Source organism: Aeromonas sp. 130281, assembly GCF_056642115.1.
Window position 1 is genome coordinate 1,312,371 of sequence record NZ_JBWVQS010000001.1, and the last position, 13,521, is coordinate 1,325,891.

Annotated in this window: 13 protein-coding genes; 9 read left to right on the plus strand and 4 right to left on the minus strand. The window is 63.6% G+C overall.

The annotated features are described in order from the left end of the window. Nucleotides 1–81: 81 nt before the first annotated feature. The 9 genes from mrdA to AC1IN8_RS05940 all read left to right on the plus strand — a co-directional run bounded on the left by mrdA (nt 82) and on the right by AC1IN8_RS05940 (nt 9,498). Nucleotides 82–2,010 carry a penicillin-binding protein 2 gene (gene mrdA, locus AC1IN8_RS05900; RefSeq protein WP_005329814.1) on the plus strand — a complete coding sequence of 643 codons (1,929 nt, stop codon included), beginning with the start codon at nt 82–84 and terminating at the stop codon, nt 2,008–2,010. Between the two features lie 68 nt (nt 2,011–2,078). Next, the gene (gene rodA, locus AC1IN8_RS05905) at nt 2,079–3,182 is read left to right on the plus strand and encodes a rod shape-determining protein RodA (RefSeq protein ID WP_139434103.1); all 1,104 of its coding nucleotides are present in this window, start codon (nt 2,079–2,081) and stop codon (nt 3,180–3,182) included. Beyond that, the gene (gene mltB, locus AC1IN8_RS05910) at nt 3,182–4,180 is read left to right on the plus strand and encodes a lytic murein transglycosylase B (RefSeq protein WP_479758355.1); all 999 of its coding nucleotides are present in this window, start codon (nt 3,182–3,184) and stop codon (nt 4,178–4,180) included. Before rodA ends, mltB begins: the two co-directional genes overlap by 1 nt. Further along, on the plus strand, nt 4,122–5,054 hold the full coding sequence (locus AC1IN8_RS05915) for a septal ring lytic transglycosylase RlpA family protein (protein ID WP_479758356.1): 933 nt from the start codon (nt 4,122–4,124) through the stop codon (nt 5,052–5,054). Before mltB ends, AC1IN8_RS05915 begins: the two co-directional genes overlap by 59 nt. A 181-nt stretch (nt 5,055–5,235) precedes the next feature. Continuing rightward, a complete protein-coding gene (locus tag AC1IN8_RS05920; RefSeq protein WP_005329807.1) occupies nt 5,236–6,465 on the plus strand; it encodes a D-alanyl-D-alanine carboxypeptidase family protein in 1,230 nt (409 codons plus the stop codon). A gap of 286 nt (nt 6,466–6,751) precedes the next feature. Then, complete coding sequence (gene ybeD, locus AC1IN8_RS05925; RefSeq protein WP_005329804.1) at nt 6,752–7,015, plus strand: DUF493 family protein YbeD; 264 nt, start codon at nt 6,752–6,754, stop codon at nt 7,013–7,015. Nucleotides 7,016–7,098: 83 nt separating this feature from the next. After that, on the plus strand, nt 7,099–7,776 hold the full coding sequence (gene lipB, locus AC1IN8_RS05930) for a lipoyl(octanoyl) transferase LipB (protein ID WP_139434106.1): 678 nt from the start codon (nt 7,099–7,101) through the stop codon (nt 7,774–7,776). Nucleotides 7,777–7,861: 85 nt separating this feature from the next. After that, nucleotides 7,862–8,827, plus strand: a complete 966-nt coding sequence (lipA, locus tag AC1IN8_RS05935) for a lipoyl synthase (protein ID WP_025326085.1) — start codon at nt 7,862–7,864, stop codon at nt 8,825–8,827. 164 nt (nt 8,828–8,991) lie between these two features. Then, nucleotides 8,992–9,498 carry a GNAT family N-acetyltransferase gene (locus AC1IN8_RS05940; RefSeq protein WP_479758357.1) on the plus strand — a complete coding sequence of 169 codons (507 nt, stop codon included), beginning with the start codon at nt 8,992–8,994 and terminating at the stop codon, nt 9,496–9,498. A 48-nt stretch (nt 9,499–9,546) separates the two neighbouring features. Here the strand turns inward: AC1IN8_RS05940 and nqrE are convergent, their stop codons facing one another. The 4 genes from nqrE to AC1IN8_RS05960 form a co-directional block, all read right to left on the minus strand. After that, nucleotides 9,547–10,146, minus strand: coding sequence for an NADH:ubiquinone reductase (Na(+)-transporting) subunit E (gene nqrE, locus AC1IN8_RS05945; protein ID WP_479758358.1), 600 nt, complete (start codon nt 10,144–10,146; stop codon nt 9,547–9,549). Nucleotides 10,147–10,323: 177 nt separating this feature from the next. After that, complete coding sequence (locus AC1IN8_RS05950; protein WP_479758359.1) at nt 10,324–10,749, minus strand: hypothetical protein; 426 nt, start codon at nt 10,747–10,749, stop codon at nt 10,324–10,326. 277 nt (nt 10,750–11,026) lie between these two features. Continuing rightward, on the minus strand, nt 11,027–12,757 hold the full coding sequence (gene recJ, locus AC1IN8_RS05955; protein WP_479758360.1) for a single-stranded-DNA-specific exonuclease RecJ: 1,731 nt from the start codon (nt 12,755–12,757) through the stop codon (nt 11,027–11,029). After that, nucleotides 12,723–13,439 (minus strand): disulfide isomerase DsbC N-terminal domain-containing protein, encoded by a 717-nt coding sequence (locus AC1IN8_RS05960; protein ID WP_479758361.1) that lies wholly within the window; start codon nt 13,437–13,439, stop codon nt 12,723–12,725. Before AC1IN8_RS05960 ends, recJ begins: the two co-directional genes overlap by 35 nt. Between the last annotated feature and the right edge of the window lie 82 nt (nt 13,440–13,521).

Here is a 13,521-nt window from a genome sequence, read left to right on the forward strand (position 1 = left end):
CACGCCCCCATACACCCAGTACCACAGGGAATAGTCCATGTGGTACCCGCCCTTGCTCCCCGTCAGCCATAAGGTAACGGCATGCTGAAGAATCGCATCGAAATGCGCGATCACAGTGCCGAGGGACGTCTGTTCTTCCGGCGCACCCTGGTAGCCTACATCGGCATGGTCGTCCTCATGCTGGTGCTGCTGGGTAATCTCTACTACCTGCAGGTAGAGTCTTACGAAACCTACCAGACCCGATCCAACGACAACCGGATCCGGGTCGTGCCGGTGGCACCGCCACGGGGCCTCATCTATGACGCCAACGGGGTGCTGCTGGCGGAGAACCGCCCCGTCTACAGCCTGGAGATAGTGCCGGAAGAGACCGAGGATCTGGAGAAGACGGCCGACGAGCTGATCACCCTGCTGGCCCTGCCGGAGGGGACCAAGGAGCGGTTCCTGGCCGAGGTGAAGCGCCAGCGCCGCTTCAAGCCGGTGCCCCTGTTCGAGAAGCTGACCGAGTACCAGGTCGCGCTCTTCTCGGTCAACCAGCACAACTACCCGGGCGCCAGCATTGAGGCCTATCTCAAGCGCTACTATCCGTTTGGCGATACCCTGACCCATGCGCTGGGCTATGTGGCCAAGATCAACACCCGTGACGTGGAGCGCCTCGACAAGGAGGACAAGCTCGCCAACTATGCCGCCACCAAGGACATCGGCAAGCAGGGGGTGGAGAAGTTCTACGAGGATCAGCTGCACGGCGTGGCGGGCTACCAGGAGGTCGAGGTCAACAACCGCGGCCGGGTGGTGCGCACCCTCAAGTTCCAGCCGCCGGAGCCGGGCAAGGACATCTACCTCAACATCGACATCCGCCTGCAGCTTAAAGCGCAGGAGCTGCTGGCCGGCCGTCGGGGTGCCATCGTCATGATGGATCCCAATACCGGCGCCATCCTGGCCATGGAGTCGAGCCCGAGCTACGACCCCAACCTGTTCGTGACCGGCATCTCCAACACCAACTACTCGGCGCTGCTCAACGATCCGGCGCGCCCGCTGGTGAACCGCACCACCCAGGGCATCTATGCCCCCGCCTCCACCGTCAAGCCCATGATGGCGGTGATGGGGCTGAATGAGGGGGCCATCACCCCCAACTATCGCTACTTCGGCGGTCCCAGCTTCTCCATCCCGGGCACCACCAAGAAGTTTCGTGACTGGCGCCGCTGGGGCCATGGCTGGCTCGACGTCTATCGCGCCATCGAGGTATCGGCAGACACCTACTTCTACGATCTCGCCTACCGGGTCGGCATCGACAAGATCCACAGCTACATGACCAAGTTCGGCTTCGGTCAGTACAGTGGCGTCGACCTCTATGAAGAGACCAAGGGGGTCATGCCGTCCCGCGACTGGAAGATGGCGCGCTGGCGTCAGCCCTGGTATCAGGGGGACACCATCTCCATCGGCATCGGCCAGGGCTACTGGAGCTCCACCCCCATCCAGCTCGCCAAGGCGATCAGCATACTGACCCAGAACGGTCACGACGTGACGCCGCACCTGCTCAAGAGCACCGCCTCGGCGGATGGCGTGGTCAACGCCCCCATCAACCCGAACGTGGCCATCGCCGCCAAGAGCGACACCTACTGGCAGGTGGCCAAGGACGGCATGTGGCGCGTCATCAACGGCCATGAGGGCACCGGCCGCCGCGCCTTTGCCAATACCCCCTACAAGGCGGCGGGCAAGTCCGGCACCGCCCAAGTGGTGGGCCTCAAGGAGAACCAGGTCTACAACGCGGCCACCACCAAGGTGGAGCACCGTGACAACGCCCTCTTCGTCGCCTTCGCACCGTTCGAGGCTCCCAAGGCCGTGGTGGCCCTGGTGCTGGAAAACGCCGGTGGCGGCAGTGCCATGGGGGCGCCGGTCGCCCGCCACATGCTGGATGCCTACCTGCTGCCGCCAGAACCCCAGCTGCCGCCGGCGCCCGACAAGCCGTCCACCCAAAGCCCGGATCAGAGCGAGGCCGTGCCCAATGAATAACGCCGCACGCCTGCTGCGCACCTTGCCTCTCCTCCCGAGGCCATCCATGCAGAACGAGGTCTTCTCTCATGAGTAACTCCGCCCGCCAGCAGAGTATCTGGTACAAGCTGCACATCGACCTGCCGCTGCTGCTCGGCCTGCTGGCGCTGATGACCCTCTCCATGGTGGTGCTCTACTCCGCCTCGGGCCAGGACTTTGACTCCATAGTGCGCCAGCTGGTGCGTGGCGGCCTCGCCTTCGGCCTGATGATAGGCCTGGCCCAGCTGCCCCCCTCCCTCTATGCGCGCTGGTCCGTGCCCCTGTTCACCCTGGTGGTGCTGCTGCTCATCGCGGTGGACGTGTTCGGCCATATCGGCAAGGGGGCCCAGCGCTGGCTGGATCTCGGTTTCATGAAGTTCCAGCCCTCCGAGGTGATGAAGCTCTCCATGCCCATCATGGTGGCCGCCTGGCTCAGCCGGCATTCGCTGCCGCCGAAGTTCAGCCATGTGATGATAGCCCTGGTGATGGTGCTGCTGCCCACCCTGCTCATCGCCGCCCAGCCCGATCTCGGCACCTCCATCCTGGTGGCGGCCTCCGGCTTCTTCGTCATCTTCCTGGCGGGGATCAGCTGGTGGCTGATCGGGCTCGCTGTCTTGCTCATCTGCGCCTTCATGCCGGTGCTCTGGTTCTTCCTGATGCACGACTACCAGCGCCAGCGGGTGCTGATGCTGCTGGACCCGGAGAAGGACCCCCTCGGCCGCGGCTACCACATCATCCAGTCCAAGATAGCCATCGGCTCAGGCGGCGTGTTCGGCAAGGGCTGGCTGCAGGGCACCCAGTCCCAGCTGGAGTTTCTGCCCGAGCGCCACACCGACTTCATCTTCGCTGTGTTCAGCGAGGAGTTCGGCCTGGTGGGGGTGGCCCTCTTGCTGGTCATCTACCTCTATATCATCAGCCGCTGCCTCTTCATCTCCATGCAGGCCCAGAACAGCTTCGAGCGCCTGCTCGGCGGTGCCCTGACCCTCACCTTCTTCGTCTATGTGTTCGTCAACATGGGCATGGTGAGCGGCATCCTTCCTGTGGTGGGGGTGCCCCTGCCCCTGGTGAGCTATGGCGGCACCTCCATGGTGACCCTGATGGCGGGCTTCGGCATCCTGATGTCCATCCAGACCCACAGACGACTGCTAGCCTGATGAGAGCTGGCTGGCTGGTGCTCTGCGCCTGTTCGCTCACGGCGGGGGCGAGCGTCTCCCCCGAGCGGCTGAGCCTGCTGGCCGAGCAGCAATCCGTGCCGCTGGCCGAGTTGCAGGCCGCGACCGTCCAGGCGCGGCTGCGCCAGGAGGTGCTCGACACCATCAGCCGCCCCTGGGAGGCCAAGCCCTGGCATCGCTACCGGCCGCTGTTCGTCACCCCGGAGCGGATCCGGGACGGGGTCGGCTTCTGGCAACGCCACGCCGCCACCCTGACCAGGGCCGAGCAGCACTACCGGGTGCCCGCCTCCCTCATCGTCGCCATCATCGGCATAGAGACCTTCTATGGCCGCCAGATGGGCCGCCACCCGGTGCTCGACAGCCTCTATACCCTGGGGTTCCACTACCCCGCCCGCGAGGAGTTCTTCGCCAAGGAGTTCGCCCAGCTGGTGCTGCTTGCCCGGGAAGAGAAGTGGCCGCTCACCGCTCTCAAGGGCTCCTATGCCGGCGCCATGGGCATGGGGCAGTTCATGCCCTCCAGCTATCGCCACTACGCCGTCGATTTCGATGGCGACGGCAAGCGGGATCTGTTTGCCAACCCGGCGGACGCCATCGGCAGCGTGGCCAACTACTTTGCCGAGCACCGCTGGCGCTGGGGGGAGTCTGTGGTGGAACCCGCCTTGATCGGATTGGCGCCTGTAGGTACCCTGCTTGCGCCCGAGCCCGAGCTCAAGCAGCGCTGGGCCGAGCTGGCTGCCGCCGGGATTGAGCTCGCCACCCCGCTGGCACCGGACACGCCGGTGAAACTGCTGGCATTGGAGCAGGCCGATGGACCGGAATACTGGGTCGCGCGCCACAATTTTTATGTGATCACCCGCTACAACCGCAGCCCTCTCTATGCGATGGCGGTGCATCAACTCAGTCAAGCCATCCAGGACGCATATGCATTACAGCCACAAACTTCTCCCCCTCACGCTGACCTTGTTGCTGGCCGCCTGTAGCAGCCAACCGGAGCAGGCTCCCCCGCCGCCGGTCCAGGTGCAGCCGGAAAAACCCCAGGTGATCGAGATACCGCAGGCGACCGGCGCCATCCCGCGCCCCGAGCCCATGAGCGAGAGCGGCAACCGGGACTACTGGATTGGCAAGCAGAAGTACGAGGTGTGGCGCGACATCAAGCACTACAGCGAGGAAGGCACCGCCAGCTGGCTGTCCCAGGATCTCGATGGCAACAAGACCGCCAACGGCGACGTGCAGGACAGCACCCTGTTCAGCGCCGCCCACCGCAACCTGCCGCTGCCGAGCTATGTGCGGGTCACCAATCTGGACAAGGGGCTGGAGACCATAGTGCGGGTCAACGATCGCGGTCCCTTCGGCAGCGAGCGCCTGATCGATCTCTCCCATGCCGCGGCCAAGCAGCTGGAGATGGTCGATGGGGGCGAGGCCAGGGTGCGTCTCGAGCTCATCACCGATCAGCCGGATCAGATGGTCGAGATGGTGCCCATGACGCCGATGCAACCCATGCAGCCAGCTGCCCAGGAGGCCGCCTTCCTGGGTGAGGCCCAGCCTGAGGCTGCAACCACAGTCACCCCGGCCAAGGCCGCTCCCGCGGCGGCCGCCACGGCGACCGGCACCCTCTCCACGCCCAAGGCCGCAACCGGCCAGGGCAAGATGATCCAGGTGCTGGCCAGCGGCTCCCAACCCAGGGCCGAGGCCATGGGCAAGGTGATGACCCAGCGCTACGGCGTGCCCTACCAGGTGGTGGCCCACGACGCCATCTTCCGGGTGCTGCTGGGACCGGTCGCCGCCGATCAGCAGGCAAGCCTGCTGGAACAGATCCGGCAGGGAGGGCTGGAGCAGGCCTTTATCGTTCCTTGATAGCAACGGAACACAACCTTATCCAGGCGTCACGTCGTTTCCCGGCGTGACGCCGACAACCGATGGATAAAAAACCAGACCAGATGGCACACCGGACTATGACCGACCGGCACATCTGGTATAGTGGAGCCCGCTTTTTTTCAACTTGGGTAATCCCCATCCAGGCACCAGGAATTTCAAGATGTCCAAATTTGCCCGTTCCGTTATTCTGGCCTCCCTGCTAAGCGCGACCGCCCAGGCCAACCAGCCGGTACCGACGCCGGATTCGGCGCTGCCGACTGCCCAGCCGGTCCCCACCCTGAACAGCGCCCCCATGGTGGTGCCTGCCGCGCCGGAGATCTCCGCCAAGGCCCATATTCTGATCGACTACTACTCCGGTCAGGTGCTGGCCGAGCAGAACGCCGAAGAGCGTCTGCCCCCCGCCAGCCTGACCAAGATGATGACCTCCTACATCATCGGCCAGGAGCTGCTGAAGGGGAACATCAAGCGCACCGACATGGTGACCATCAGCCAGAACGCCTGGTCCAAGAACTACTCCGACTCCTCCAAGATGTTCATCGAAGTGGGCAAGCAGGTCTCGGTCGATGATCTCAACAAGGGCATCATCATCCAGTCCGGCAACGACGCCTGCGTCGCCATGGCCGAACACCTGGCGGGCAGCACCGACTCCTTCGCCAGCCTGATGAACTCCTGGGCCGCCAAGCTCGGCATGAACGACAGCCACTTCATGAACCCCCACGGTCTGGATGCGGAAGGCCACTACAGTACCGCCCATGACATGGCCCGCCTGGGTCAGGCGCTGATCCGCGACCTGCCGGAGGAGTACAAGATCTACTCCCAGAAGTCGTTCGTGTTCAACGGCATCACCCAGCACAACCGCAACCGCCTGCTGTGGGATCAGTCCCTGCAAGTGGATGGCATCAAGACCGGCCACGTCAGCCAGGTCGGCTACAACCTGGTCTCCTCCGCCACCAACAACGAGGGCATGCGCCTGATCGCCGTGGTGCTGGGCGCCAGCAGCGAAGGCTCCCGCGCCGCCGAGAGCAAGAAGCTGCTCACCTACGGTTTCCGCTTCTTCCAGAGCCTGACCCCCTACAAGGCAGGTACCGAGCTGGTGACCCAGAAGATCTGGATGGGCGACAAGTCCGAAGTGAAACTGGGCGTCGATCAGGATGTCTCCGTGCTGGTCACCCGTGGCCAGGGCAACAACCTCAAGGCGGACTTCCAGCTCGAGAGCGAGCTGAAGGCCCCGCTGGCCAAGGGTCAGCGCGTCGGTACCGTGTTCCTCAAGCAGGGTGACAAGGAGATCAAGCAGGTTCCGCTGGTCGCCCTGGAAGAGGTGCAGGAAGGTGGCCTGATGAGCCGTCTGTGGGATTACCTGGTGATGCTGGTCGCCAGCTGGTTCAAGTAACCTGCGCACGATCCTGACCAAACAGCGGCGCCAACAGGCGCCGCAGCTGTCTTTACCGCATCATGGCAGTGAATAACCCTGCAATCTGCAGGTTCCGCCGACGCTCCATTTGTGGTAAAAAGCAGCATTCCCACGTCCTGTCGACCTGGCGGGCTTGATCCCGCGCCGGGCAGTGCCCATATAAGATGGAGCCGTGCCCATGGTTGACGCGACTGGCGGCCCGAGTACCTCGGCCAGACAAGATGCAAGATGAAGTCGTTTCGTGACGACGCTAAAGGTGAGTGAGATGAATACCAAGTTTGATGAGCTGCTGGAGTTCCCCTGCAAGTTCCCGTTCAAGGTGCTTGGCGTGGCCGATCCCGCCCTGCCGGATCAGGTGGTTGAAGTGCTGCAGCAACATGCCCCGGGCACTTACAGCCCGACCGTTCAGCCCAGCACCAAGGGCAACTATCACTCGGTACGAGTGACGGTCACAGCCCAGAGCAAGGAGCACATCGAAGCCATGTACACCGCACTCGGCAAGATCGAGCTGGTTCGCTACGTCCTGTGAGTCGCCTCTCTCGCCCCGCCATCGGGGCGAGTGATTATTTGCCATTCTGTTTTGCCGACGCAAGCGCCAGTCAGTGAGGAAAGATGTCATCACAGATCCCCGCCCAGCCACGGCTGTTAGTCAGACAGTTGGGCCGTCGCCCCTACCAGCCGGTGTGGGACGCCATGAAGGCCTTCACCGACAACCGCACCAGCGAGACCCCCGACGAGTTCTGGGTGGTGGAGCACGATCCCGTCTACACCCAGGGCCAGGCCGGCAAGGCCGAACATCTGCTCGCCCCCGGTGACATCCCCGTGGTGCAGAGCGATCGCGGCGGCCAGGTGACCTATCACGGTCCCGGCCAGCTGGTGCTCTATGTGCTGGTGGACGTGCGCCGCAGCAAGCTTTCGGTGCGCGAGCTGGTGACCTGCCTGGAAACCGCCATCATCAACACCCTGGCCAGAAGCGACATCCAGGCCTATGCCAAGGCCGATGCCCCCGGGGTCTACGTGAAGAATGACCTCGGCATGGAGGCCAAGCTCGCCTCACTGGGACTGCGCATCCGCAAGGGCTGCTCCTTCCACGGACTGGCCCTCAATATCAACATGGACATGACCCCCTTCCTGCGCATCAATCCGTGCGGTTATGCGGGCATGGCCATGACCCAGACCAGCGCCCTGGGCGGCCCGCAGAGCGTGGCCGAGGCGCAATCCATTCTGGTGGCCGAACTGGCCCGCCTGATTGGCTACCAAACGATCATCAATAGCGAAGAAGCCGCATGAGCAACCCCATGCCGTGCAACCATGAGGGCTCTGAGCAGACCCTGATGGCTACCAATCAGACAATAACAAACACCGAGAGTGAATCATGAGCAAACCCGTTCGTATGGAGCCGGGCGTCAAGCTGCGCGATGGCGACAAGATGGCCCTGATCCCGGTGAAATTCATGCCGGATCCCAACGAGGAAGTGCTGCGCAAGCCGGACTGGATGCGGATCAAGCTGCCGCCGTCGAGCCAGAAGATCGAGCACATCAAGAGCACCCTGCGCAAGAACAAGCTGCACTCGGTCTGTGAAGAGGCCTCCTGCCCCAACCTGGCGGAGTGCTTCAACCACGGCACGGCCACCTTCATGATCATGGGCGCCATCTGCACCCGCCGCTGCCCCTTCTGCGACGTGGCCCACGGCCGCCCGTTGGCGCTGGATCCCGAAGAGCCGAAGAAGCTGGCGCTCACCATCAAGGAGATGGGGCTGAAATACGTGGTCATCACCTCGGTGGACCGCGACGATCTGCGGGACGGCGGTGCCCAGCACTTCGCCGACTGCATCAAGCAGATCCGCGAGCACAGCCCGCAGACCCGCATCGAGATCCTGACCCCGGACTTCCGCGGCCGGATGGAGCAGGCGCTGGAGGTGTTCCGCGAGACGCCCCCTGACGTGTTCAACCACAACCTAGAAACCGCCCCGCGCATGTACCGGGTCGCCCGCCCGGGTGCCGACTACAAGTGGTCGCTGGAGCTGCTGCGCCGCATCAAGGAGATGCACCCCCATGTGCCGACCAAGTCCGGCGTCATGATGGGTCTGGGCGAGACCAACGAAGAGATTGTCCAGGTGCTCAAGGACTTGCGCGAGCACGGCGTCAACATGCTGACCCTGGGCCAGTACCTGCAGCCTAGCCGTCACCACCTGCCGGTGAAGCGCTACGTGCCGCCCGCAGAGTTCGACGAGCTGAAAGACGTCGCCATGGGTCTCGGCTTCTCCCACGCCGCCTGCGGCCCCTTCGTGCGCTCCTCCTACCACGCGGATCTGCAAGCCAAGGGCGAAGAGGTCAAATAACCTCCCCCGAAAGAGGGGTCAAATAACCTCTCCTGCTAAAAGAAGAGCGCCCAAGGGCGCTCTTCTTGTTGAACCTGTCTGACTCGACACGCCCGGCCAATCCCTTGGCTAATTCCCGGCCCCGGGGTTAAGGTGACGACTCCCTTCCCTTGAGTGACACTCAGATGCCAACCCCTATCGTTCGGCTGATCCCCATGGATGAGGCGGCATTCCCCGCCTATCGCGACTACTTCATCGACGACTACGCCCAGGATCTTGCCAGCAATCACGGGCTGACCCTGGCCGATGCCCGCCAACAGGCCGAGGCCTCCTTGCTGCAACACCTGCCCCAAGGGGCCGCCACGCCAGGCCAGAGCCTGCTCTGCATCCTCCCTGTGAATGACAATGTCGGGGGCGCCGTCGCACCGACGACGGCCATCGCCGGCTATCTCTGGCACAGCATCGACAGCGCCGCCCGCACCACCTTCATCTATGACTTCTACATATTCCCGACCCATCGCGGACTGGGATATGGCAAGGCCGCCATGGCGGTGCTGGAGGCCGAATTGAAGTGTCTTGGCGTCAGCCAGATCAAGCTGAGGGTCGCCCATGACAACCCCAGGGCCAGGGCGCTCTACGAAGAGGTAGGCTTTCACATCACGGGCTACAACATGGCCAAGACGCTGGGTTGATGGCCCTCGTCATCAACCCTCTTCCGTCATGCCATGGCGAGCCGACGCTCACAGCGAGATCCCGGAAAACGACATGAAGCCGAGCGACATCAGCCCCGCCACTATGAAGGTGATGCCTATGCCCCTCAATCCCTCTGGCACGTCCGAATACTTCATCTTCTGGCGCAGGCCGGCGATGGCGACGATGGCCAGCAGCCAGCCGAGCCCGGAGCCAGCCCCGTAGACCACGGATTCGATGAAGTCGTAGTCCCGCTGCGCCATGAACATCACACCGCCGAAGATGGCGCAGTGCACCGTCAGCAGCGGCAGATAGATGCCCAGGGCCTGATGGAGCGCCGGGAAATGCTTGTCCAGCACCATCTCCATCACCTGCACCAGGGCCGCCAGCACGCCTATGTAGATGATGAAATCGAGAAAGCTGAGGTCAAACTCCCCGAGGAAGGTGCTGTCCAGGCGCAGTATATGGCGGTAGATCAGGTTGTTGAGGGGGATGGCGATCACCATGACCACCAGCACCGTCATGCCAAGGCCGAAGGCGGTGTTGATGTTCTTCGACACCGCGAGGAAGGTACACATGCCGAGAAAGAAGGCCAGGGCCAGGTTTTCCACAAAGATCGACTGAATAAACAAATTGACGTAATAGTCCATGAAGGCAGCTCACCACGAGATTGTGCAAAGAGAGAGTCCGCCCCTGGCCAGGGGCCAGCGGCAGAAACCGGATGACAGTCAGCACGGGCGCGATCGCAGACGACGGGGTCGGCGGATCAACAAAAAGGGATCAGCGGCAGAGACGGCGTCGGCGTGCGCCCGGCGAGGCGAGCAGTGCTAGTCGCCCTGGCAGAAGCGAAATTGCAGGTGGTGGCAGAGCAGTTGCCGCTGGTGCAGATGACCAAGGCAGTTCGGCCATTGCCTGAGATTGATGAGGGGCAGGAAAAACAGCAGGCCGCAGAGCAGGCCGAGGATCTCGTGCTGGAACCAGGCCAGCAGCATCTGGTAGAGATCCGGGTCCCTGGTCCCTTCCAGCCGCCGCCCCTGCTCGGCGCTGAGCCGCCACTGGGAGGCGGGAGGCAGGCTGACGCTGTCGGCCAACTCCGATGCGGGAGGCTCGTGCAGCTGCATCGAGGATGTCGATGTCCCCTGGGTCGACAGCGCGGGCGCACCTGGCCCTGCCGCGGCAGAGGCGGCAAGCCACAGCAGGCAGGCAACGGCGAGCGCCATCGGCCAGCGCAATGATCGGCCAAGAGGTGGCAAGGGACGGGCTCCTTGAAAAGGCAAGGGGTTGAACGGGGCCGAATATATCACAATTCCCCTTCATATTGAATTTTGGCATCCACTAACCTGGAAAATTCGATACAAACAACCTGGTTTCTCCGCAAAGAAGGCATTTAACGCCCTCAATGAAAACCGCGGGGAACGACTCCCATCCTCGACACTTGAGCCCCATTCGGTGAGGGCATAGCCGCTCCGGCAACAAAAACGGCCACCCCAGGGTGGCCGTTGTCATCGACAGGGTGGAGTCGCCGCCGGCTCAGAGACCGGCGGCCTCCAGATGCTCCACCAGCAGCTGGACGCTGCGGTTGCCGCGCCACTCGTTGACATCGAGCCGGTAGACCAGCCGCACCCGTTTCACCGAGGCATCGGGCCAGCGCTTGAGATCCACCCCGAAGGCGATGGCATCCACCGCATGGCCGGAATCCGTGGTCAGCATCATCTTGAGGTGCTTCTCCCCCACCAGCCGCTGCGCCACCAGCACGAACTCGCCGTCGAACAGCGGCTCGGGGAAGGCCTGGCCCCAGGGGCCGGAGGCGCGGATGAGCTCCGCCAGCTCCAGGCTGAGCTCGTCCGGCAGCAGCTCGCCATCGGTAAGCAGCACCCCGGTCAGCAGCTCAGGGGTCACCAGTTCGCCGATCACCGCCTCAAATGCGCGACCGAACGCCTCTATATTGGCCTTGGGCAGGGTCAGCCCGGCCGCCATGGCGTGGCCGCCAAACTTGCCCATCAGGCCAGGATGGCGGGTATCGAGCAGCTCGAGGGCATCGCGCAGATGTACTCCGGGGATGGAGCGGCCCGAGCCCTTGAGCTCGGTGTCGCTACTCTCGGCAAACGCGATCACGGGTCTGTAGTACTTCTCCTTGATCTTGGAGGCCACCAGCCCCACCACCCCCTGATGCCACTCGTCCCTGTGCAGCACTATGCCGGAGGGGACTTCACCATCACGAAAACGGATCTGCTCCAGGGTGGCGAGGGCCTCCTGCTGCATCCCCTGCTCTATCTCCTTGCGCTCCTGGTTGAGGCTGTCCATCTCGGCCGCAAGCTGGCGCGCCAGGTTGATGTCATCGCTGAGCAGACAGGCGACCCCGAGGGACATGTCATCCAGGCGACCCACCGCATTGAGGCGGGGCCCCAGGGCAAAGCCGAGATCGGCTGCGCACAGGCGGCGACCGTCGCGGCCGGAGACATCCACCAGCGCCTGGATGCCGGGGCGGCAACGACCGGCCCGGATCCGCTGCAAGCCCTGATGCACCAGGATGCGGTTGTTGCCATCCAGCGCCACCACGTCGGCGACAGTGCCGAGGGCCACCAGATCCAGATAATCCGCCACGTTGGGGGCACGAATGCCCTGGCGCTCATACCAGCCGCACTGACGCAGGTGGGTGTTGAGGGCCGCCATCAGATAGAAGGCCACCCCGACCCCGGCCAGAGACTTGGAGGGAAAATCGCAGCCATGCTGGTTGGGGTTCACTATCGCATCGGCATCAGGCAGCTCCTGGCCCGGCAGGTGGTGATCGGTAACCAGTACCCGCATCCCGGCCGCCTTGGCCGCCGCCACCCCGGCAATGCTGGAGATGCCGTTGTCCACCGTGATGAGAAACTCGGCGCCCCTGGCCACCGCCAGCTCGACGATTTCGGGGGTGAGGCCGTAGCCGAACTCGAAGCGGTTGGGCACCAGAAAATCGATGTGGCGTCCCCCCATGGCCCGCAGGGCCAGCACGCACAGGGCCGAGCTGGTGGCGCCGTCGCAGTCGAAGTCGCCGACGATGAGGATGCGCTGCTGCGCCGTCAGGGCATCCGCCAGCAGGGGCACCGCCTGCTCCATACCGAACAGGCGCTGGGGCGGCAGCAGCTGGCTGGCGCTGCGCTCCAGCAGGGCGGGATCTTCCACCCCGCGGCTGGCGAAGATTTGGCGAAGCAGGGGGTGCAGGGTGGCGGGCAGATGGGAATCATCAACTCGCGGACGACGACGGATTTGCAGGGGCATTGATGTGATCCAGTATCTTGAGCAGTTGTTCGGGGCTCTGATATCCCCGCACCAGATCCCCGTTTGGCAGGACCCAGCTCGGTGACGCCTTGATCCCGAGCCACTGGCTCAGGCCGATATGATGGGCAAGGATCTCATTACATCCGGCCGCAGGCAAACGATCACTGAGGCTGAGTTCACCCAGCAGCGCGGGATCGCACCAGAGCGCCTGCGTCTCGGCCAGTTCGGCGAAGGGGGCAGCCAGGGGCAGCAACTGCACGCTCACCCCCCTGGCCTGCAACTGGGGCAGCTCGTCCAGCACGGCGTGACAGCGGCGACAGCCGAGATCGGTAAACAGGGTCACCTGATAGCGCTCGTTCGGCGCCTTGAGCCAGAGTCGCGCCTCGCCTACCTGCGCCAGCGCCAGCCGGCGTTGCTGCTGCTGGCTGAGGCGAGTGAGGTTTTGCATGTCGTGGGCCAGATCCAGCATGGAGCCCTGCAGCACATAGTTTCCCCTGGCATCGCTATAGAGCAGCCCCTGGGCTGTGCCCAGCAGATAGAGCCCGGGCACCGGGGTCTCGTCCACCAGGAAGACCTGCACCCCGAGGCGCTGCCCTATGGTCTGTTTCAACAGCTGGGGATCCATCCCCGCGCTGGCAGCAAAGGTGCACAGCAGCATCATTCCCAGCAGTAAATATCGCACTTGATGACTCACCTGGCATGATTGAATGGATTCATAAGGTAACTCAGTGCACATCCTTGTCCCAACCTCTTAATTAGCGATT